Here is a 19,668-nt window from a genome sequence, read left to right as displayed (position 1 = left end):
CGGACGCCGCGAGCCGCGGCCGGTGAGCACGGCGACCGGGCCCCATCCTCACTCGCGGACGAGCTCGAGGAGCCACAGCGCGTAGGCCTCCCTGGGGTCCGCCTCCGACGACAGGTCCACGGCGCAGGCCGCCCACTTCCCGTCAGGGGAGACGAGCGGCTCCCGGGCACAGCCCTTCGGTGCGTCTGGAATGCCAGGGGAGAAGCGCCAGCTGCGGCCCTCGACGTGGGTGGCGCGAAGCTCGTCGGGCGCCGCGAAGTACAGCTCGCCGCCGCCAGCCAGGAGCGAGCCCGGGCCCCTGGCGAGGTCATGGGACTCGAGCCCCTCGACTCGGGGAGGTGCATCGACCGTGCTCGTGTCTCCCGCCGGGCGCTCGGCGACGATGACGAAGTCGTACTCCCGCCCCCGGGCGACGACCCGCAGATGACCGGGCCAGTCCAGGTGGTTCCACTGCTTCGCTCCACCCTCGGGAATACTGAGCAGGATGCGCCATTGATGCTTCGCCGGCTCCTCCACCGAGAGCTGCCAGCCCCCGGAGAGCGGGGACACATAGGGCTCCCGCCCCTTCCAGCGCCTCGTGGCGGCGTCGACACAGCGCATGCGCCCGGCCCGCTCCGTCTGCCGCACACACAGCTCGCCGCCGCGCCAGAACAGGTCCGGACCGTCTTCCGGGTCATCGGTGGGGACGCTCGGAAACGAGGAGAGCCTGCCCACCTTGTGGCGGGCCGCGACCCACAGCGGCGCCCGCGCACGCGCCGCGGCCACGCGCCCGGATAGCGCGGATGCCCTGGCTCCGAGGGACGTCCACGGCTCCTCCGCGGGCGCCGCGGAGAGCGTGGCATGGACGGCGTCGAGGCGCGCGCCAGCGAGGAGGTCATTCTCCGCGTCCAGCGCCTGCTCGGCCTCCGTCAGCCGCAGGCGGAGGAGTGCCAGCTCCGCCGCGCGAGCCCGCGCCTGGAGCGAGGAGGCCCAGGGCGCTTCCTCCTTCGAGGCCCGAGAGAGCACCTCCCGGGCCCGGTCGAGGACGGCTCCCGCGTCCGAGGGCTTCGCGGCCCGAAGCGAGCGCTCGGCCCGCGCGAGAAGGACTCGCAGGAGGGCTTCGGCGGCCTCGTCCGCATCGGTGTCGACCCCCGTGCCCTTGCGCACCGCCACGAGCACCGCGTCGAAGTGCGCGAGCGTCGCATCGGAGGCACGGTCCAACCGCGCGGGCAGCTCCCTCCCCCACCGGGGATCGAACCAGAGGCCGTTCTCGTCGAGGTGCAACGCCACGAGGTCATCTGGGTAGCCCAGGTCGAGCCCTCCAGGCCGGCACCGCACCTCCCAGGGCGGCTCCTCCTCGCCCTGGGGCGGGTATCGCCTCCTCCGGTCCTCGAACACGGCGAGGACTTCGCCATCGAGCCGGGGGGCATACAGCTCGATGTCCCACGGGAGCCCTCCCTCATCGAACGTGCCGGCCGAAGCGCGCAGGAGTTCACTGCGTCCCGGCGCAAGGGGACAGGACTCGAGCCACACCCTGTCGACTTCCTGGTCCAAGAGGTCGAGCCGCCCGAGCACCTTCTCCTTCTCCTCGCCAGCCAGCTCCCGCGTCTCGCGCGGCGCGGACGCCGCCGGGGCTTCCGGGGGTGCCGCCGGAAGCGGCTGCTCCGTGGGCGGAGTGGTGTCGGCCGCTCGTGGTGCCGGGGACCGAGGTGATGACGTGGCGCAGGCGCACAGGAGCAACGGCAGGGCCAGCAGGCGCGCGGGCTTCATCGCGAAAGCGTACCTCCGCAGGCCATTCATTGTCCGTCCTGCTTCTTTCCAGGGGCTCCGGCCCGGGTGCCGTCCGCGGGCCCCACGCGGGCATGCGCGTCGCGGATGGCCTCCGGGAGCTCGCGCTCGATGCAGGCCTTCCTTCCGGGGTCCTGGGCGGGACAGCGCTTCATGAGGTTCGCGAGCGTGAAGGAGAGGAGGTTGAAGGCGCGAGACGCGGACATCGTCTCCGGGACCTCCTTCCGCGCTCGAAGGGATGCACGGACCTTCTGGGGAATGGTCGTCTCCATCCAGGAGCCCAGTTCATCCTTCAGGTCGTTCTCGATGTCCTGGGGGTACGAGTTGGCGCCCCAGGGCTCCAGCGGGTAGCGGAGAAACGCGGCCTCGAGGGCGAGCGAGTCGACGCGCCGGAATTCCGTTTCGAGCCCGAGGCGGGGCTCTTCGCTGCTCATCCGAAGGGACAGCGCACGCACGACGAGCCGGGCGCCCTGGAGCCGCACCTTGACCGCGCCCCTGTCGCCACATTCCAGCCGGGACCATCCCTGGCGGACATGGGCACCGACGCAGTCCACGGAGGGGAACGACGCCTGCTCCCGCAGTCCCCCGCTGTCGCGGATCTGCTGGAACATGAACGTCATGTGGAGTCTTCCATTCTCGGTCCTGGCGCTCACCGTGTTCACGTAGTTCAGGTCGATCTCGGGCCAGGCCCAGACGCCAGTCATTCCCGACGCCTGCTCCCCGGGGACCGCGAGCTCAGAGGCGGAGAGTGGCGCGGGATCTCCCAGATCCTGTGGAGACGGGTCTGCTGGGCGCGCGCTCCCGGTGGGCCTGGGATATCGCCGCTCGAGGTACCCGCGGATGCACTCCGCCTGGTCAATCGTCCCGCACGCGTCGAGGGCCGAGGCGGCGGCCGAGGTGAGCTGCCACATCCGGGACCGCGGCTCGGTGCGGTGCTCGGACAGGAACGGAGCCACGGTGTCGAAGAGCCGCAGCAGCTCGGCGTCCGGGAGCGGCTGCAGGAGCTCGGACGCGGACCGGCCGCGTCCGGGCCCCTCCCCCACCCTGAGGCGCGAGCCGGGGTTTCGTACCCACGAGACGAAGTCGGCGCGCAGCAACGCCAGGATGTCGGGGGTGCTCTTGAGCCGCCATTCCGCCGGAAGGTCACTCGGACAGTCCGGCCCCTCCGCCTTCCGGAGGGTCAGGGTCATTCCACCGCCAGCACGGGAGACCTGGAGGTTCAGCGTGCAGTCCTTGTACGGGACGAAGCAGTCCTGGGCTCCACCCTGGAACAGGGAGGTCATGCACAGCGGCAGGTCCGTGGATGGGTCGAGCGGACGCCGGTAGAGCGAGAGCGCGGGCTGGGTCCCGGAAGCCTCCCAGGTGACGGCGATGAGGTCGGGAGCGCTCCAGACCCGGAAGGATGACCCTGGCGCTCCGGCCAGGGCGCCACCGCTCCAGGCCAGGACGGCGAGCACCAGGAGAGGAGCCGCGGATGGGTGTGACACTCGGAACGGGCTGCGCATGGGGTCTCTGGAGTCCACGGAGTTGCGACGCGCAGCACCTGTAATGCAAACCCTTCGCCAGCTCCGATGCCCGAGTGCACCCGTGGCCCGACGGACGCAGTCCCGTGAGCGGAGATGCGGTTGCTCGACCACGGTGGCGAGCACCGGGCGCCTGTCACGCGCGTGTTGGGGGAATCCAGGCAGAATGGCCCGCATGCTCATGGAATCCCTGCTGATGGTGGTGCTGCTCGCGGCTCCTGCCCAGCCGCGCACGTGGAAGGTGACCGGCTCGGACGTCACGTTCGAGATGTCCGCGAAGGACCTGCGCGGCCTGCGTGGCGGCAAGGAGGTGTTCGGCCTGCAGTCGCGCAAGGCGGAGTTCCTCTCCGGCATGGAGGTCCCCGAGGGGACCGACACGCTCGGCTGGGAAGCCTCCCAGTCCTTCAAGGTGCTGTCGGTGGTGGGCCCGTGGGTGAGCTACGAACAGACGGGCGCGGGCTTCACCGGCGGCGCGCACCCGTACGCAAGCACGAAGTACGTCACCGAGGACGTGACGAAGCCCCAGGGGGCCTTCTCGCTGCTCGACGTGTTCCCCGAGAAGGACGTGCTCGCGGCGCTCAAGGCGGACGGCTTCGTCCGCAAGCACATCCATGACGAGGCGGCGTTCAAGAGCGCCACGACGGTGGAGGCGCTGATGCAGAGCCTGGAGCCCGGCGAGGACTGCGTGGGCTTCGACCTGGGCGGGCTCGAATCCGTGAAGCGCTCGGTCGCGTTCCACCACGTCGAGGGCGACAAGGTCGCCGTGCGCATCTCGTTCGGCTACGCCGCCGAGGCGTGTCGCGGGAGGAACTTCGTGGTGGGCGTGCTGCTGCCCATTCCCGCGTCACCGCGGCCCGCGTTCGAGCGCGCGTCCAAGCGGCAAGAGGGCTTCCTGATGAAGGACGCGAAGGCGGTGAAGGCTCCCTCCGTGCAATTCACTTGGGAGCCGCCCGAGCGCAAGCAGGAGTGAATGGGCGACGCAGGTCAGTGACGCCGTCTATTCGAGTCGAATGCTCCGCCGTAAACGAGCCGTTTGGACGGAAGGTCGAACACGTCCTTGCGGCCACTCTTCTTGTTGGAACGATGTTCGTCGTTCGCAACGGGCCTGCGTGGCCTGCGTGCGGTCTCTTCCTGCATTGGCAGTGTACGCCCGATCACGACTCGGCGGCCCGTGCGAACGACAGGCTGAACAGCAAGCGCAGGGCGCGCCTCCCTGGGACGTGCCCCGTGAGCCTTGAGCAGGTGCTTCTTCATGCGTGTGGCACTCACGGACGCGCCACACTTTGGACAGGGCTGGAGAAACCGCTGCTTGCCTTGGATGGGTGAGGGATTCGTGGGCCTTGCCGGCTTCGCCGGTTGTCTTGGAACAGGCCGCTTCGGGCAGGTTGTCGCATGCACTCCAAGATTCGAACGCAACATGCGCTCGGAGCACCATCTGCATCTCTCGTAGAGAAAGGTCCTCGGGCAGGTCTTGAGATGTGCATCGAAGGCCTGTTTTGTCATCAGGACTCGACAGCCTGGGCACTGAAGCTTGGGACCTTCAAACGTCTTGCGAGCCAGGGAGGGCACGTCCAGTGGAGACGCGGTGTTCGTTCCAACAACCCCTGGTCTCTTGGGTTTGTCTGACTTCCTGCCCCGGCTTCGAGGTCTCGCGGAAGATGCAGAAGCAGGCGGGGGCAGGTCGCCAATCGCTCCTCTGCCTCCACAGAAATAGCACGCCTCATTGCTTCCCCCACATGGGCAACGCCGCATGCGCACCTCCCACATGGAAGCCTAGCGCGAAGCCTGCACTTTTGCTGGCATGGGGCACGAGATGAAGGAGACGATATCTAGCGGAGTTCCGCGCTGCCTACCTGGGTAGGTTGTGCCCCATACACCTCGTATCCTTCGCTGAGGCCCTTGGCCTGCCACACGCCTGCCATTGGCGCTATGCTCCGGACTCCAACGTGCTCGAGCCGCGTAGGTACCGACGTGCGCCTGGAGCGCATCTTCACGGAGTCAAGCGGGAGAGAACACGGCATGGGGTCTGGCTCGTCCGTTTCGCAGCGCGCCATCCACGGAGGGCTGAGCGCCCTGCTCAGCCTCGTGCAACTCTTCAACAAGCCCATGACCTTCGCGCGCTTCGCGTTGCGGTGGCTCCGGCTGCGCTACGCGTTTCTCAAGCCGCGCCCCGGGGACATCTACGTGGCCACCGCGCCGAAGACGGGCACGACGTGGATGCAGCAGATCGTCTACCAGGTCCTCACGGGCGGCCGGGGCGAGTTCGAGCACATCTACCAGGTGTCCCCCTACCTGGAGCACTTGATGCTCCGCGGCTTCGCGGAGGACGTGCTGGACGCGCTCCCCTCCCCTCGCATCCTGAAGACACACATGCCCTACGGGCTCCTGGCTCCGCCCCCGGACAGCCGCATCATCTACGTCACCCGCAACGCGGCGGACTCGCTGGTCTCGCTCCACAACCACGTCTGCCTGGAGGACGGCTTCCGGCACAGGCTCGACGTCCCCTTCCTCCGTCGGAACTTCCTGCTGAAGCGGTGGTTCGTGCACCTGGAGTCGTGGTGGCCGCACCGCGCGGACCCGAACGTCCTCCACCTGCGCTACGAGGAACTGGTCGAGGACCTGGAGGGCGGCATCCGGAAGGTGGCGCGCTTCCTGGGCGTCACCCTCGAAGAGGACCGCATGGGCGCCATCCTGGAGAAGTGCGGCTTCGCCTACATGAAGCAGCACGGTGACCGCTTCGACGTGCGGGTGCCGCTCTTCGACCGGGGCGCCCCCAAGCCGGGCTTCATCCGCAAGGGCGTGGTGGGCGACGGCCGCACGGAACTGACGCCGGAGGTCCAGGCCGCCCTGGGCGAGCGGATGAGCCCCCTGCGCGAGAAGCTTGGCATTGGCGAGACGGAGGTGTGAGGCCCGTGGGGCGGCTCAAGGCTCGCGCTCTCCCTCGAGTCGCCAGCGGACGTCACTCCGGGGGGCCCCGGGCGCGGAGCTCGCGCTACCCGAGGGGGCTCTCTGCGTCCGGTGCATGGCCCGCTCCTCGTCCAGGAGGGCTCGACGCACCGAGATGCACATCAGCACCATGATGACGGCGAACGGCGCGGCGGTGATGATGGACGCGGTCTGAAGGCCCTTGAGCCCGCCGCTGAGCAGCAGGACCGCGGCGATGGCGGACTGCAATACCCCCCACAGCACCTTCACCCGGCTGGAAGGGTTGAGCCGCCCATTCGACGAGAGCATGCCCAGCACGAACGTGGCCGAGTCCGCCGAGGTGATGAAGAAGGTGATGATGAGCAGGGTGGCGAGCGCCGCCAGCAGGCCACCGAGCGGCAGCCGCTCCAGCATCTGGAACAGCGCCGCCGTCACGTCCGGACCCGTGGTGCCCACCAGCCCTGCCTGGTCGAACATCTCCATCTTCAGCGCCGTGCCGCCGAACACGGAGAACCACACGAGGCTGAAGATGCTGGGCACGAGCAGCACGCCCAGCACGAACTCACGGATGGTCCGCCCGCGGGACACCCGGGCGATGAACAGGCCCACGAAGGGCGCCCAGGCAATCCACCACGCCCAGTAGAAGAGCGTCCAGTCCTTGATCCACGAACCTGCACTGAACGGCGTGAGCCGCAGGCTCATCTGCACGAGGTTCTGCAGGTACGCGCCCAGCGTCGAGGTGAAGACGTCGAAGATGAAGGACGTGGGCCCGGCGAACAGGACGAAGACGAGCAGTCCCACCGCCAGCGTCAGGTTGGCGTTGCTCAGCAGCTTGATGCCCCGGTCCAGGCCCGTGGTGGCCGACAGCAAGTAGAGCACCGTGACGAGCGAGATGATGCCCAGCTGGACGGGAAGGCTCTGGGGCAAGCCGGTGAGGCGGGCGAGCCCGCTGTTGATCTGCAGCGTCCCCAGTCCCAGCGAGGTGGCCACCCCGAACGCCGTGGCGAGCGTGGCCAGCACGTCGATGCCCTTGCCGAGCGGGCCGTGGATCCGCGCCCCCTGCAGCGGCGCGAAGGTGCTGCTGATGAGACCGGACTGGCCCTTGCGGAAGCTGAAGTAGGCGATGGCGAGCCCGATGACCGTGTAGATGGCCCAGGCGTGCAGGCCCCAGTGGAAGAAGGAGAAGCGCATCGCCAGCCGGGCCGCTTCGGCCGTCTGGCCCTCGGCGCCCGGGGGCGGGCGGACGTAGTGGCTGAGCGGCTCGGCCACGCCCCAGAACACCAGCCCGATGCCCATGCCCGCGCTGAAGAGCATGGCGAACCAGGTGAGGTCTGAGTACTCCGGCACGTCCTCGTCTCGCCCCAGTCGCACGCTCCCGAACCGCCCGAACGCCAGGGACAGTGCGAAGAGCAGGAAGCCGAAGGTGGACAGCAGGAAGAACCACCCGAACTTCTCGGTGGTGAGCGATAGCAACGCGCTGGCTCCCGAAGCGAACCCTTCCGGGTGGACCAGGCCCCCGATGACGATGAGCAGGGCCAGGATGACAGAGACGGCGAAGACCATCCCGTTCCTCTCTCACGCGAAAGGTTTGAGCACAAAGCAAAAATGAGCCCGGCCGGAAGACTTCCGGGCGAGCTGCGAAGCGGCTGCCTGCCCGGTCGCACGCTTCCTGGCCCCGGCTTGGGCGATCAGGGCCAGACGGCGGACGGCACGTACGTGCCCCTGACGTACGGGTCGAGTCCACCTGGTGGGCATCATGGCGGGTCCAGCCGAGCGAGCGCCCCAAGGGGGTCCAGCCGATGGAGTCCTGAAGTCAGCTCACAGCGTCGGGCCGGAGCGCCGCTGGCGCCGCGCGAGGAGGTCCTCCAGGCGCAGCTCCTTGTTCTTCTCGTAGAAGCGCGTGAAGGCCGCCGCGAACTCGTGCTCGCTCGGAGCCCAGACGCCATTCCGGATGAGCGCGTGATAGGCCTGTCCAAGTGACAGGGTGATCACCCCCGCCACACTGGCACCCAGCACGGAGCCCAGGCCGGGGATGAGCTTCAACGCCTGCTCGAAGAGGAGCCTGCCCCCCATGGTGGCCACGGCGGGGCCGAGCAGCTTCACCGCGTCCACCTTGCGCGGGTCCGCCCCATAGGTGACGGCGATGCCGGTAATCATCGCGACCTGTATGGGTGCGATGAGACACGCATCCGGGATGAGCGGGACCGGCTGGAGCGCGGCCGTCGCCGCCAACCCCGCGCTGCCGAGCACGATTTCATTCGCACGCCGCTCCCGCAGGCGCTCGTCGTTGACGATGCGTGCGAACCAGGTTCGCGCCGCCTCGGGCAGGGCTTCGTAGAGCGTGAGGCGCAGCGCATCGATACCGTACTGGTTCGCGCGGTCGTTCCAGAACTCGCTCGCCGAGCACGCCACGACCTGCGTCGGCAGGTGCCTGCCGAGCGTCGCGGCCACGTAGTGCCGCCACTGCACGATGGCGTGCTCCTTGTTCGTGCGCGGGTTGTCGAGGTCGAGCGACGCGGGCTCCCAGACCTTCGCGGGATTGGCGAGGTCGATCTTGCTGGCGGCCACCACCACCGGAAGCGCCAGCTCGGGCGAGCCTGCCCGCTTCCTCATCGCGTCGAGGAAGCTGGACTCCATCTCGAGCGCCCGGTCCGGGTGCCCCACCACCATCAACACCAGCTGCACGCGGCGGAGCTGCTCCAACATCACCCGGAGCCGCTCCTCGTGCCGGTCCGCCTCACCGAAGCCGGCCACGTCGATGGCACGCAGACACAGCGCGCCCTCCTCCAGCCGGACCTCCCCGGGCGCCTGGGTGGTCGGCACGACGCCGACCTCCTGGACCGCGGCCCCGGCGAGCGCATTGAGCAGGCTCGACTTGCCGGCGCCCGTCTTTCCACAGAGCAGGAACGTCGGCAGCACGTTCTCCTGCTCGAAGCGGTCCGCGGCCCGTCGCGCCTCGTCACGGACCTGCTGCTGGGTCTCCTCACCGACCGTCATGGCTGCGCCTCCGTGGTCACTTCTTCCGTCGCTCCGCTTCGTTCTTCAGCTGGTCCTTGAGGTGCTCGGCCTCGGAGTATTGCTTGCGCAGCACCTCCTTCACCTCCTCGGCGGACGGCTTGAAGTTCCCGTGGATGAAGAAGTGCAGATAGGTCATGCCAATGGCATACGTGATGACTCCCGCCACCCCGGAGCTGACCACCGAGCCGAAGCCTGGAATGAGCTTCACGAGCTCCTGGAAGGCCAGCGGTCCCGTCAGGAATCCCAGGGCCGGCCCGAGCAGCCCCACCGCCTGCCGCCAGTCGAGCTTCACGCCGTAGATGAAGGCGATGGCGAGGACCATCTCCGCCTGGATGGCGGTGATGATGGGGGTCGACGCCAGGGGGATGGGGACCACCGCCGCCGTCGCCGCCAGCACCGCGTTGGCGTAGATGACCTTGTGGGCGCGGTCCCGCTTGAGGTCCTCCACCTGCAACACCCGGGCGGCGTGGTTCTGGGCCACGTCCGGAAGGGCGTGGAAGATGGCGCGCTTGAGCGCCTCGATACCGTACTGGTTCTCCACATCGTCGTAGCGCTCACCCGCGGCGACCCGCAGGAGCCGCGCCTCGTCGATGCGGCAGGCCCGCCTCACCTCCCCTGACCACGCGGTGATGTTCAACTCCTTCTGCGTGCGGGGCAGCGCGAGGTTGAGTTCCCGAGGCTCCCAGCTGCGCACGGGATTCACCAGGTCGATCTTGTTGGCGACGACCAGCATCGGGAAGCGCTCCTCGACGCCGCGGATGTCGGCGAGGAAGTCCGCCTCGTGCTGCAGCGCGCGATCCGGAGCGCCGATGACGAGCAACCCCAGGTGCGCCCTCGGGAGGTTGTTCAGGATGAACTCGACGCGCTTCGCATGCAGCCCGGCCTCCGCGAAGCCCGGCACGTCGATGAGCTTGAAGTCCGTGGCTCCGGCCTTCCAGTCGATCTCCGCTTCATCCTGGGTGCACGGCACGACGTCGGTCTTCTGGACCTCCTTGCCGAGCAGCGTGTTCGTCAGGCTCGACTTCCCGGCCCCCGTCTTGCCCGTGAGGATGATTCGCGGGGGCTCCCCCAGGCTCTCGGCGGCCTTGCGGGCCGCGTCTTCGAAGAAGGACTCACGCATCGGTGTCTCCGGCGGAGGGTTGCTTGCGCCGCTGGTACTCACGGCGGGTGGCCGCCTTGACGGCCTCGGCACTGGGATTGAACTGCCCCTGCATGAAGAAACGGTTGAAGGCGTGCCCCATGGCCAGCGTGATGGCCGTGGCGACGCCCGGCCCGATGATGGAACCCACGCCCGGCAGGAGCTTCACGAGTTGTTGGAAGAACATCGGGCCGACGAACGCGGCGAGCCCGGCGGAGGCCAGCCCCGCGGCCGAGGACCAGGACAACGTCATGCCGTAGAGCGAGGCCAGGGAGATGATCATCCCCACCTGGATGCTGGTGATGGCGACCGCGTCGGCGATGGGGATGGGAACGACCGCGGCGGCGCCGGCGGCCGCGGACGCGGCGAGGATGATGCGCCGGGCCTTCTCATCCTTGCTGGCGAAGACCCGGCCTCGGCGCACGAAGTCGACCCGCACCCGCTCGGGAAGAAGCTGCTCGATGGCCCCCGCCACGCTCACCAGGTTGAACTGTCGTGCCCGGTCCGCGGCGCCCTCTCCCGCGGAGCAAGCGATGACGCCCCGGACACCGAGCGGCCCCAGCTCCGAGTTCAGGTAGTCGAGCCAGCGAGACACCTTCTGCTCGTGCTCCGTGGTGGGCGGGTCCAGGCGGAAGGCCGTGGCATCGAAGCCGCGGGGGTTCACGAGGTCGACGCGGGTGCCGAGCATGAGGATGGGAAGGGCCGGCTCCGCCTCTCGGACACGTTGGACGAAGCTCCGCAGCCCCTCGATGGCCCGGTCCGGGTAGCCCACGACGGCAAGCACCACATGGGCGTCAGCCACTGCCTCCAGGGCCCTCGCGGCGACGTCCTCCGCGGCCCCCTCCTCGTTCAAGCCGGGGGTGTCGATGAGGAGGGCACGCCCCCGGGCCGCCCAGGGGCGCTCCGCGCTGAAGCGCGTGGTGGGCGTGACCCCTACCCGCTGGTGGTCCCCCTCGAGGAGGGCATTGAACAGGCTCGACTTTCCCGCCCCCGTCTGCCCGACCAGCACGAGCCGTGCGGAGTCCTCTTCGGGTGGAGATGACGACACAGGCGCTCCCATCCAGAACGTACGGACTGTATTGATCGCCTGGACCGCATCCCATGCACTCCAAGTCCGAGCGGGCAGCCGGAACCCTCGCGCGGCCAGGAGCCTGAAGCCATACCCCCGGCGGGTGAGAGCGGCAGCGGCGCGCTCATGCTGGAGCGCCTTCGAGGCCAGCGCCAGCGGTGCTGACACTCGAGCCTCTTCCCATCACATAACTTCCACCACATTGGAAAAGATGAATACGTTGATAGAAACGACCCAGTCCAGAGGGTGTCTGCGTATTCCCATTGCCCACCGAATCAGGCCGGGCCTCTCCCCGCAGCACACACACCCTGACTGGAGAATTCACGTGCGTGTCGACTCGTTCCTCTCGATCTTTCGTCGCTGGCTCGTCCTGGGTCTGAGTCTCCTGGGCGCTCAGGCGCTCGCGAATTATGCCCCTGTGCCGGACGGCTACGTCCTCCTCAGCATCGACAATTCGAGCCGCTACCTGGTGGCGGGCGGCGCGAGGTTCTACATCCCCCCTGCGCAAGTGAGTCTGTATTCTGGCGCGTCCACGGTGGCGCTGTCCCAGGCCACCATCAATTCCTATACGCAGATTCCGCAGGACGGCACGCTGTTCCGCCAGATCAACACCTCTCAGGTCTACGTCGTGGTGGGAGGCATGTACTGGGCGATTCCCTCCGCCACGGAGCTGGACTACTGGGATGACTGGAAGGTCATCAACAACATCCCGAACAGCAATTGGCAGGAGGCCTTCGTCAACCTCGCCTTCTCGAACAAGCTCCTGGTCCAGGAGCGGACGACGTCCCAGGCCTATCTCTGGGTTGCCGGCGCGAAGTTCCCCATCACCAACTCCTCGGACTACACCTACTTCGGCGGCGGTGGCAGCGCGAGGATCATTCCCCTGGGCTCGCTGGCCAACATCACGAGCCAGCCGTGGTGCGGCGCGAACCTGCGCGAGCGCTCGAGCAGCACGGTGTACGCGCTGGGGTACATCAGCTCTTCCAGCACCACCATGCGCAAGGCCGCCACGAGCGCCCCGGCGCACAGTGACGTTCCGGACGGCGCGCTCGCCCCCTTCCCGGTGTTCACCGGCACTCCCGCCTGCATCTGGTAGCGGCGGGTCAGCCCTGCATTCGAAGCCCCCACCCCACCCCGCCGCGCGGTTGGACTGTCACCGCATGGGCCACGCGCTGCCACCGCGGGCGGGGATGAACCCTCCGGGCCCGATGCCTAGCGTCCGCGGCGCGGGACCAGCCTGGCCCCGCCTGGGAGGCATCATGCAGCAGACACGAGGGTTGGTCGTCGCCGTGGCCCTGGCGACATTGCTCACGGGGACGTCCACCGCGCAGGCCCGCGGTGAGGTGGAGTTGAAAGCAGGGGCCGAGGCCACGAGCACCCTCGGGTCTGGCGTCCGGTGCGGTGACACCATCACCCAGCACACGAAGCTCACGCGCGACCTCGCCTGCCCGGGCACGAACGGCCCCGCGCTCCGGGTCGTCGGCGTGGGCATCGTCCTGGACCTCGGCGGGTATACCGTGAGCCGCACCGGCCCGGAGATGGGCGAGTCCGAAGGCATCGTGGTGGACGCCAACAGCATGGTGCGCAACGGCACCATCCGGGGGTTCCGCTGGGGAGTCCTGGTCGATGGCGCCGCGACCGCGATACGGCTGCACCGGCTCGCGCTCGTCGACAACGGGACCGCCATCTACCACCGGATCGGCAACGCGAGGCTCCTCATTACGGACTCCCGCCTGAGCGGCAACGGCGACGGGCTGAGCAGTGAGTTCGCCACGGCCTTCGGCGAGTACGACATCCGATCGACGCACTTCACCGGCAACGGGCGCGCCATCTTCGTCGACGCCCACGACACCGACGTGCTGGACTCGACCTTCACGTCGAACGGAACCGTCGTCTATTGCTTCTATGGCTCCGTCCGTTTCCGCTCGAGCACGATTGCGCAGAACACCGCCGTGGGCACGATGCCGTTCGACACAGCCGGCTTCCTCAGCTGCGGAGAGATGCGGATCGAGGACACGCTCATCGCCAACAACACCTCGTTCGCGCCCCCCACCGCCCCGGTCTGGGAGCCTTACAGCCTCGTGCTGCGCAACTCGTGGGTCGTCAACAATGGCAGCGGCCTCCGGGGTGCAGCCCGGACGGTCTTCATCGAGGGCAACACCTTCTGGGACAACGCGGGCGGGCTGACGCTGGCGGACCTGCCGGAGGTGGTCCCCGTCCCGCTCACGGGCATCGTCCGCGACAACCGCTTCCTGCGGAACGACGGTGACGGCCTCCGGGTGCTGCCGCCCAGCATGCCTACCCTGATCGGCAACGTCGCCCTGGGCAACACGGGCTGGGGCATCCACGCGCCGACCGCCAACGACGGAGGCGGCAACGTCGCGCGAGACAATGGCGCGGGCGACTGCGTCGGCGTCGTCTGCGCCGACTACTGACGGTACCCCGGCACGGCGGCGGGGTCTGACTTCATGGTCCCGCGCAGGTGCCAGCCGGACGCGCGGTTGCCAATGACATGGCCGCTCGGCACGTTCGCGACATACACCACCCACGGGGAGTTCGCGCAGATGAAGCTGCCCGTGGCCGTGGTGGCCGCAGGACGATGTCGCCCGGCTCGGGCTGCGTCAGGACGACGCCTGGCTTCGCGAGCCGGGTGCCCGCCGCCGCTGCCCATGCGGGCCCCGCGTGGGGCGCTGACACGTCTCGGAAAGGGCAAGCCAGAATGGCCAAGGAGCTATGCACCCTCCGGCCTAGACTTCGGTGAACTTCGTCCCGGAGGCGCACAGGCGCTCTAGCGCATCGCGGATTTCCTCACGGACGATCAAGGCGACGTGCCATCCCCAGGTACGGAACACCTTGGAGTCGCCCACCTTGGAGGGGTCAATGCGCAAGCCCCATATATCCCGGTACTGTCCAACCTTCTCAGGTCGCCCATCCTCTGGCGTCCATACCTGGACCTCTTCGCAAGCCCCGTCGTCAATGCAGCGAATCAACCTTGTGGCCACGAGGACACAGAACGGCTCGGGTTGGCCCTCAATCGCCACAGGGAAGAGCTGTACGTCCTCGGGAGCGAGCTGAGCGAAGACGGACGCGACCCTGGGATGTACCACCGGGGTAGCGATGCCCCCATAACTGAAGTCCACCGCCCTTCCCGGATTGGTAACGGGAAGCGTCAAGCGTCCCGGGTCGGGAAGGGGTCTTCCATCCGTGAACATCCACGGGTCGTCCACCTCCCGGCCATGGAGATCAGCGAGCATTCCGAGAGACCAACGCGCCTTGACAGACATGTCGACGGCAAGTTTGAAGTACCGCTTCGGCATGTTGACCATTGTGTCCCTACTAGGTGCCCGTCACCAGCCTGTTGAACCTGGTGCCTGGAGTGGCGATTTCCTGCCCCAACTTGCGGAGTTCCGCTGTCAGCGCCTCGCGGCATTGCTGCATGGTGCGGCACCCTCGTGTCGCATCAGTCAGCCGCTCGAAAACCCGCTCATGATACTCAAGCGGGTGAGGCCCCTTGTGGCCCTTGACGCGAACGATGTTGACAGGGTCGTCCAGCGACATGCCCGCCTTGTCGAAAATCTTCTGAAACTCGGGCGACCACGGGCCGTCACTGTGGGTGGACTTCCACCACTTGTTCGTAGCGATGTGGTGGTCATGGCCCTCCGCGTCCACCGGGGCGGCAGCCGCGCCCCCCATGGCCCGTGCCGTCATGGCCACCGCATTGGGGGCCAGCGCCACGGTGACGGCCTCGCCCGAGACGGCCACCGCGCCCACTTCTCCCACGGCGGCAAGGCGGATGCCCGCTCGGCCCCCAGCCAGTGTCGCCGCCTGGGCGGAGCCGGGCAGCGTGGGCACCGTGCTGGCGAAGCCCACCGCCGTGTGGCCCACGGCCACCGTCGCCAGCAGCGCGAAGGCTCGCGCCACGTTCCGGCCCATGACCTTGCCGTAGCGCTCGCCCGCGTCGCGCAGCTCGTCAAACGTGGTGGCCCGGTCCGCTTCTTCCACCAACCGTTTGAAGCCCGCGATCAGCGTCCAGAAGGTGTCCACCCCCAGGTAGACGATGGCTGTGGCCGTCATGACGGCAGCCAGGCCCTTGCTCACCGGCTCGGGCACCGACCAGAGGACCAGGTAGAGGGTCATGGTCCACAGCGCCGCTGAGAGCGCCGCGTGCGGGTCGGCCATGTCCCGGAAGGCGTCCAGCATCTCTTCTCGGACGACGCCTTGAGCCAGGGCCATGGCCAGCGTGTAGCGCCCGTCTCCGGTGACGGTGGGGCTGTCCACCAACAGGCGCAGACAGTCGCCCTTGCGCCCGGTGCGCTCGCACCAACGCAGATACGCTCGCGTCAGTTCCATCTCCGCTGGCGGCATGTCGGAGGCCAAGGCAGCCGCGTCCAGCGGCGTGAGCTGCCGGGTCCGCTGGTTGAAGAAGTACGCACCGCCTCGGGCATCCACTCCCATCTGGTGCCGTGCGGCTTGCTGGGGATTGACTGGAGGCCGCATGTCCCGCGCCAGCCTCGCCAGGGCCGTCTTGAACTCGTGCCGCTCCACCTCCACTGGCTCGGCATCGCCGTTGTCAGGCGTGAAGACGACTGGCGGCCCGCGGCCCGTCTCCAAGCGCACTACGCGCCCAGAGGCACAACCTGTCACCAAAGCCAGCAGCAGCAGCGCGGCAGCGCGATGCACCCTCATCAAGCCCCCCGGTGGGAATGAGGGCCATCCTCTGGGGCGCGGCCGGGCCACGGCCAGGACCCAGCGGATTGGGCTTTCCCATACGCCACCTCGGAGCGTGGTGCTTCCTCCGACCGCAGCGGCAGCCAGCACCCGTGCCGAGTACCACCTCGGCGCCGCGGACTGAGGATGAACGCACGCCGCATAAAGCGGCGCATCCATGCGCGTCCCAGATGCTCGTAACTGTTCGCCGTGCTCCGTCCTGGTGCGGAAGTGACTCAGCTGGGAGGAGCGGCTGAAGCGGACGTCAGTCCCGGTTGTTCGGGAGCGTGACGGTGCCCGGGTTCTCGATGGCGGTGAGCGCAGTGCGCTTCAGATAGAGGCAGGTGCCCACCAGCCATGGGGTCCTCGTCCTGCATGAGCGGCACAGAGTCCCCGCCGAGCATGTGGCGATCGCGGACTTCGACGGTGTCAGCAGCGAGCAGTTCGCCCGAGCCCTCAGCTCCTTTCCGGCGATGCCAGTCGCGAAGACAGTCGAGTCTTCAGAAGGTCGGCAATCTCCTGAAGAGCCTCTCTCTTGTGCTCGAGGAGCCATTCCGTAATCGCAACTGAATGCTCCACCTTGTTGTACTCGAGCCTCGCCTCGGACAACTCCGAGAACAGATCCGACAGCAACTTGGGGGCATCGACATCCAAAAGGAAATCCCTCGTCTTGGCTCTCAGGTAGTACTTATCACGCTGCGAGTGCGCGTCCAGCCAGACCTGAATTCGCTCTTCGGCGATGGGGGCGTCCACGAAGGCCGCGGACATGTTCATGACTGCCGCAATCGCATCGGGATGCAAGAGATAGTTTTCGTACGTGCGTCGGTTCAAGAAACCGACCTTGCCCTGGCTCTGCCGTACGAGGTCGTTCCGCGCACTCTCAGACCTGAGTTCCCGGTCGAAGATGAATGCAACCGCAGGCGGTAGCAGTACCTTTCCTTCGGTCAGGCGCTCATACACTCGAAACACCGTACGCGCATCTTCGGCGTCGAAGTCTCCTGTATGAAGGACGCCAACAATCCTGACTCCAGGAGTCCGCCCCAACATTTTCTCCACGATAATGGGGAAGCAGATCTCCTCCGTCTTGCCCTCGACCCACAAGACGCTATCCGCACCGAAGACATCGGAGAGCTTTGTTCCCACTTCCAGGAGCAACATGCGGAGCTGCTGCGTCTCACCCGCATCGACTTGCTCAACACCCGTTACGCCGTCGGATTTCCGCAAGACGTGGATCGTGGAAGGTGCACTGGTCGCAATGAGTTCCGACGAGTGGGTCGACACGATGTACTGATGCTGCGGATGTTCCCTGAAGATCTCGATAAGGGAGCGTATGGCACCAGGATGCAAGAAACTGTTGGGCTCATCGATGACGATCGTCCGAGGCGAGTCCGCCGTCACCAGGACATATAGCATCGCGAGAACCTGCCCGATGCCGGTCCCACTTTCGGAGAGAGGAACCGCGAGGTCCTCTCGCTCCCTTTGAGGACTTTCATTCCAGATCAGGATTTCGACGGCCTTCCCGCCATCGACGGGGCGGACAGTCACGTGTTCGACCTGAGGAAAGACTCTTCTTACAAGGCGATTGTATCTCTCAAACCTAGCGGGGTTGCCTTGCAGGACTCCAAGCACCTCGGGTAGATTACTTGCGTCTGGAGCAAGTAGACGCGTGGCCCCAACGGGCGCCTTGCCAATATTGAGGCGCTCCGCTCTGAAGACGTAAAGGCGCGAGATGAACAGCCGCCCCAGAGCATCTCCCAACCAAAGAGTATTGCCTGCGCCAATGTTGTGACTTTGCCGCCCTCCGCTGCTGCTATTCCTGCCGGGCAACAACACCCACCCTCTGCTGGCCACGTCCGAGGCGTAGAGCCCCAACGAAGGGTTACCGACCTCTCTAAGCTTTGGGCTGTTTGGATCGTATGAAAGCGCTACTTCAATCCGCTCCTTCGAAGTAACGAGGTCAAACACCGCTCTACCAGGACTGTCGCCCCCCAGTTTGGCCGGATAGGGCATGAACAGCATTTCGTCCGAATTCAGCATGAGCTCGATCAGCTCCTCTCGGCTCGCAGCCACCTTGAAGTAGGCTGCCGAACCTGTCGAAAGCCTATGAGCAGGGGTCGGGACGGTCTTGGAACTCCTGTGTGGCTTGTTGCTAAACTTGAGAGTCAGTCCTTCGATCAGGGCTGTCTTCCCGGCGTTGTTCTTGCCCGTGATGATGTTGAATCCAGGTCCAAAAGCAATGGGAGGATGCTCCAAGAAGCTCTTGTAGTTTTGGAGTCGAAAGCTGGTGAGCAACATATTACGCACCAAAGAGTATGACTGAGGAGGCTATGGCGCAGGGCTGTGCTGCGTCTCCGTACCACGGCCAGTCATCCTGGGTGCCAATACACGTCCTCGCCAGGAGCAGGCTCGGTTCAGAGCGGCGGGAAATGAGCCCGCCTCCTCACCCCGGAAGCGGATCCACGGGCCCATCCGCCTCGGACGCACGGCCCACGCCCGGCGGCTCCATGCCGTGCTGCACGAGGAAGCCGCGGACGGCATCGGCAATCTCCGTCCCCGCCTCCAGCAGCCCGGCATGGCCCGCGTCATCCACCCGCATCCAGTGCGCGTGAGGCATGGCATCCCTCAGGCGCTCCATTTCCCTGAACGGCACGAGGGTGTCATCGCGCGCCGCGATGATGAGCGTGGGCACGCGCACCCCGGGCACCACGTCCCAGGCGTGTCCCTCCGCCAGCCCCCGCAGCGTGTACCAGTACGCCTCCGGGCTCATCCGCCGCAGCGCCTTCATGAACTCGTCGATGTCGGCCCTCGGCGCCCGCGCCCGGAGCGCTCCCACGGCCCGGCCCAGCGGGTACGCGAAGCGGCTGCCCATCACCGCGTGCGCCATCGGCGCCGCTACTGGCAGCGCGGGCGTCATCGCCCGGAAGACGCCTCGGGTCGCCGCCAGAATCGCCCGAGGCACCCACCTGTCCACCCCCGAGCCCGGTGCCCCCGGCGTCCCCGCGATGAGCGTCATCGCCGGCACCAGGTCCGGCCGCTTCCGGTAGAGTTCCAGAAGGACGCGCACCCCCATCGAGAACGCCACGTGCAGCGGCGGCCGCCCGTCCCCCTGCGCCATCACCGCCTCCGTGACGCGCTCCAAATCATCCACGTGCACGGGAATGCGGTAGTCCCCACTCCGCGAGTTCTCGCTCCCGCCGTGCCCCCGGTAGTCCCAGTGCACCACCCGGTGGTCCTGCTCCAGGCTCCCGACGATGTACCGCCAGAAGTTCTCCGTCGTGCCAATCCCGTTCGTCAGCAACACCGTCCGCCGGTCCGCCAGCTCCGCCTCCGCGCTCTCCTCGCGCACGCTCCCGAAGTGGAGATGCCACGCCACCCGGGTTCCATCCGGGCCAGTCACATGTCGGGTCGCTCGACGGTAGGGCATGCCACTGCCAACCATGGGGCGCCCCCTCCCCGAGCGCAAGGTCTCCGGGTCTCCAGGCGGGCTCCATCCGCCCCACAGCCGTCACCCCACCGTGACG

The 19,668-nt window shown here is 67.3% G+C and carries 14 protein-coding genes; 4 read left to right on the top strand and 10 right to left on the bottom strand.

Features of this window, described 5'->3' with window-relative positions:
• Positions 1–48 precede the first annotated feature (48 nt).
• Together HG543_RS28260 and HG543_RS28255 are read right to left on the bottom strand one after the other, a co-directional pair.
• Positions 49–1,749: a hypothetical protein gene (locus HG543_RS28260; protein ID WP_169347992.1), complete on the bottom strand. Its 1,701-nt coding sequence runs from the start codon at positions 1,747–1,749 to the stop codon at positions 49–51.
• Between the two features lie 26 nt (positions 1,750–1,775).
• Positions 1,776–3,272, bottom strand: a complete 1,497-nt coding sequence (locus tag HG543_RS28255) for a hypothetical protein (protein WP_169347991.1) — start codon at positions 3,270–3,272, stop codon at positions 1,776–1,778.
• 193 nt (positions 3,273–3,465) lie between these two features.
• Here HG543_RS28255 and HG543_RS28250 point away from each other — a divergent pair, with 193 nt between their 5' ends.
• On the top strand, positions 3,466–4,260 hold the full coding sequence (locus HG543_RS28250; protein WP_246357361.1) for a hypothetical protein: 795 nt from the start codon (positions 3,466–3,468) through the stop codon (positions 4,258–4,260).
• Positions 4,261–5,309: 1,049 nt separating this feature from the next.
• Entirely contained in the window at positions 5,310–6,197 is an 888-nt protein-coding gene (locus tag HG543_RS28245; RefSeq protein WP_169347989.1) for a sulfotransferase domain-containing protein, read from the top strand.
• Positions 6,198–6,212: 15 nt separating this feature from the next.
• Here the strand turns inward: HG543_RS28245 and HG543_RS28240 are convergent, their stop codons facing one another.
• The 4 genes from HG543_RS28240 to HG543_RS28225 form a co-directional block, all read right to left on the bottom strand.
• The gene (locus tag HG543_RS28240) at positions 6,213–7,778 is read right to left on the bottom strand and encodes a glycine betaine uptake BCCT transporter (protein ID WP_169347988.1); all 1,566 of its coding nucleotides are present in this window, start codon (positions 7,776–7,778) and stop codon (positions 6,213–6,215) included.
• Positions 7,779–8,033: 255 nt separating this feature from the next.
• Positions 8,034–9,212 carry a GTPase family protein gene (locus HG543_RS28235; protein WP_169347987.1) on the bottom strand — a complete coding sequence of 393 codons (1,179 nt, stop codon included), beginning with the start codon at positions 9,210–9,212 and terminating at the stop codon, positions 8,034–8,036.
• 16 nt (positions 9,213–9,228) lie between these two features.
• Positions 9,229–10,353: a GTPase family protein gene (locus HG543_RS28230; RefSeq protein ID WP_169347986.1), complete on the bottom strand. Its 1,125-nt coding sequence runs from the start codon at positions 10,351–10,353 to the stop codon at positions 9,229–9,231.
• A complete protein-coding gene (locus HG543_RS28225) occupies positions 10,346–11,419 on the bottom strand; it encodes a GTPase (protein ID WP_169347985.1) in 1,074 nt (357 codons plus the stop codon). The genes HG543_RS28230 and HG543_RS28225 overlap by 8 nt, the downstream gene beginning before the upstream one ends.
• Before the next feature lie 346 nt (positions 11,420–11,765).
• Here HG543_RS28225 and HG543_RS28220 point away from each other — a divergent pair, with 346 nt between their 5' ends.
• Both HG543_RS28220 and HG543_RS28215 read left to right on the top strand, forming a co-directional pair.
• Complete coding sequence (locus tag HG543_RS28220) at positions 11,766–12,536, top strand: hypothetical protein (RefSeq protein WP_169347984.1); 771 nt, start codon at positions 11,766–11,768, stop codon at positions 12,534–12,536.
• A 163-nt stretch (positions 12,537–12,699) separates the two neighbouring features.
• Positions 12,700–13,875 (top strand): right-handed parallel beta-helix repeat-containing protein, encoded by a 1,176-nt coding sequence (locus HG543_RS28215; RefSeq protein ID WP_169347983.1) that lies wholly within the window; start codon positions 12,700–12,702, stop codon positions 13,873–13,875.
• Positions 13,876–14,187: 312 nt separating this feature from the next.
• Here HG543_RS28215 and HG543_RS28210 read toward each other — a convergent pair whose 3' ends face one another.
• The 4 genes from HG543_RS28210 to HG543_RS28195 form a co-directional block, all read right to left on the bottom strand.
• Positions 14,188–14,757: a hypothetical protein gene (locus tag HG543_RS28210; protein WP_169347982.1), complete on the bottom strand. Its 570-nt coding sequence runs from the start codon at positions 14,755–14,757 to the stop codon at positions 14,188–14,190.
• Between the two features lie 19 nt (positions 14,758–14,776).
• On the bottom strand, positions 14,777–16,126 hold the full coding sequence (locus HG543_RS28205; RefSeq protein WP_169347981.1) for an AHH domain-containing protein: 1,350 nt from the start codon (positions 16,124–16,126) through the stop codon (positions 14,777–14,779).
• Between the two features lie 477 nt (positions 16,127–16,603).
• Positions 16,604–18,442: an AAA family ATPase gene (locus HG543_RS28200; protein WP_169347980.1), complete on the bottom strand. Its 1,839-nt coding sequence runs from the start codon at positions 18,440–18,442 to the stop codon at positions 16,604–16,606.
• A gap of 145 nt (positions 18,443–18,587) precedes the next feature.
• Complete coding sequence (locus tag HG543_RS28195) at positions 18,588–19,571, bottom strand: alpha/beta fold hydrolase (protein ID WP_169347979.1); 984 nt, start codon at positions 19,569–19,571, stop codon at positions 18,588–18,590.
• Positions 19,572–19,668: the final 97 nt, after the last annotated feature.

Source organism: Pyxidicoccus fallax (genome assembly GCF_012933655.1).
Lineage (GTDB): Bacteria > Myxococcota > Myxococcia > Myxococcales > Myxococcaceae > Myxococcus > Myxococcus fallax.
Note: the sequence above shows the minus strand (reverse complement) of the source record. Positions and strands in the feature narration are given on the sequence as shown.